At 63.0% G+C, this 1258-nt stretch carries 1 protein-coding gene; it reads right to left on the bottom strand.

Annotated features, from left to right (window positions below; genetic code table 11):
- Window positions 1-9: 9 nt before the first annotated feature.
- On the bottom strand, window positions 10-1167 hold the full coding sequence (locus AB0I53_RS49600; protein ID WP_358618228.1) for an IS701 family transposase: 1158 nt from the start codon (window positions 1165-1167) through the stop codon (window positions 10-12).
- Between the last annotated feature and the right edge of the window lie 91 nt (window positions 1168-1258).

Consider the following 1258-nt stretch of genomic DNA (forward strand, 5'->3'; position numbering starts at 1 on the left):
CGGTGGTGATCAGGTGTGCCAGGAGACGCTTGACCTCTCCCAGCGTGACCGGAATGAGGCCGCTGCCAGGGCTTTTGGGGCGATCGCCGCGGTGACGGAGAGGTAGGCATGGGCGAGCATCGCGAGGGTGATGTGCCGGTACCAGGCGTCGTAACGGCGGACTTGGTAGTGGTCCAAGCCGACCTCGGTCTTGGCGGTCTGGAAACATTCCTCAACCGCCCAACGGGCTCCCGCGACACGAATGAGGTCATCATCAGTGGTTCCCGTTGGAGCGCAACACAAGTAGTAGGCCAGTTCGTGCTCGCCTTTGCTGTTGCGTGTGAGTGAACGGCGCACCAGCAGCCATCGTGCCCAGCCTGGTGGCGTGGTGTCCTCGTACACGGGCAGCGAGGCGACCGCCCAGTCGAATAGCCGTGGTCCTTTGGCGCCCTCGCCGCAACTACGGCGTTTCCAGGCGTCGTCGGGCGCGTGTGTCGCCAGGACATCGGCACGTGACGTGCCGGCTACGGCGGGGATGGTCTGGTTGCAGGCCACCGCAACGACGTAGCTGATACGCCTGCCTTCTAACCAGGTACGAAACTTGTAGTCATTGCCGTATGCCTCATCGGCGGTCACCCACGTTGCGGGGACTCCGGCCTCCAGAGCGCGGGTGAGCATCTGCCGAGCGAGCACGGTCTTGGTAGCGAAGTCCACATCGTCGGGCACCGCGGCTTCACGACACCGTTCACGGTCGGCGATCCACGACTTCGGCAGGTACAACTCGCGGTCGATCAGAGTGCGGCCTTTGCCTGTGGCATAGGCAAGAAACACACCCAGCTGACAGTTCTCGATCCTGCCCGCGGTGCCGGAATACTGACGCTGCACCCCAGCGGATTTGGTGCCCTTCTTCAAGAATCCGGTCTCATCGACGACCAGCACCCCGTCGCGCTCACCCAGATACTCGGCCGCATAGGACCGCAGGTCATCGCGCACTCCATCGGCATCCCAGGTCGCAGCATTGAGCAGACGCTGCATCCCGTCCGGTGTGACATCACCAGCGACCTCAGCAAGGGTCCAGCCGTTCTTATCCGCCAGCGGGGCCAGCAACCCGCACACATACGCCCGGGCCCGACGTCGCGGCTCGACCCGATAAAACCGGCCCGCCACCAGGCCGAACAAGTCGTCCAACCCGGCAACCCAAGCGTCAAGATCCTCATCTACCAGCACAAGATCAAAAACCTACCACCAACCAGATCACGAAATGCGGCTGGAGTACTAG

Source organism: Saccharopolyspora sp. NPDC050389 (genome assembly GCF_040655595.1).
GTDB lineage: Bacteria > Actinomycetota > Actinomycetes > Mycobacteriales > Pseudonocardiaceae > Saccharopolyspora.